Source organism: Neisseria sp. P0021.S006 (assembly GCF_051956895.1).
This window is the reverse complement of record NZ_JBQCWZ010000823.1, coordinates 1-638: the sequence shown is the minus strand read 5'-3', so window position 1 is coordinate 638 and position 638 is coordinate 1. Positions and strand designations below refer to the sequence as shown.

Annotated in this window: 1 protein-coding gene; it reads right to left on the bottom strand. The window is 48.3% G+C overall.

What is annotated here, in order from left to right; translation table 11 throughout:
- The coding region (locus ACTHUM_RS17315; protein ID WP_440403601.1) for an FtsW/RodA/SpoVE family cell cycle protein at positions 1-638 on the bottom strand (638 nt) is incomplete at both ends.

The window sequence follows — 638 nt, the reverse complement described above, 5'->3', positions numbered from 1 at the left end:
CCCATGGTAATCACGACAATCACGACAAACGAGCCAAAGTCCGGCTGACCCATAATCAAAACCAAACCGACCGCCACCAACATAATCGGCAGAATCAAGGTCTTAAACTTGCGGAAGCGTTCCTTTACCCTTACCCAAGCTTCACTTTTAAAAGGGCTGCACACCAAATCGCCAATACCGGTAAACAAAGACGACCAACCCAAAGAATCCAAATCACGCAACATTTCTTCACGACGCGTAAACAGGCTGGACAAATACAAGACCGTCGCCAATTTGAAAAATTCGGTCGGTTGCAAGTTGAGCGGCCCGATATGAATCCAGCGCGTCGCGCCGTTAATTTCGCGGCCGACAAACAAAACCAGCAACAACAGCAAACCCGAAACAGCAAAATAAAACGGAATAATCCGCCGCCAGAAACTCATCTTCAGCAGGAAAAGCGGCAAGCATATGGCCACCGTAAACAGGATAAACATTGCCTGCTTAGACACAAAAGAAAACTGGCTGCCCCCTTCCGATGCCGCATACGCAATAGAAGCCGAATAAATCATAATCAGGCTGAAGACCGTCATTAAGACGACCATCCACAAGAGAGAAACATCAAACTTCCGACCATCGCGCGCAATCGGCCGGTCAAGCAT